The 252-nt window shown below is 43.3% G+C and carries 1 protein-coding gene; it reads left to right on the top strand.

The features are described from left to right. On the top strand, window positions 1–252 hold a 252-nt coding region (locus AC0IW9_RS31390), incomplete at both ends, for an SRPBCC domain-containing protein (RefSeq protein ID WP_471652201.1).

Here is a 252-nt window from a genome sequence, read left to right as displayed (position 1 = left end):
ACCTAACACCAATAACCATAGAAGCAGCAATAAATGCACCTGTAGAAAAGGTGTGGGAATATTGGAACAACCCTGAACACATAAAAAACTGGGCATTCGCATCTCCGGAATGGCATGCGCCAAATGCGGCAAATGACCTGCGGGTGGGTGGAAATTTTTCAACAACAATGGCCGCACGCGATGGCAGCATGAGTTTTGAATTCGGTGGAACATATACAACGGTTGAAGAACATAAATTAATTCAGTATGTAT

The organism is Belnapia sp. AC561 (assembly GCF_979252845.1).
The sequence above is the reverse complement of the archived record's forward strand: the minus strand, read 5'-3'. Positions and strand labels throughout refer to the sequence as shown.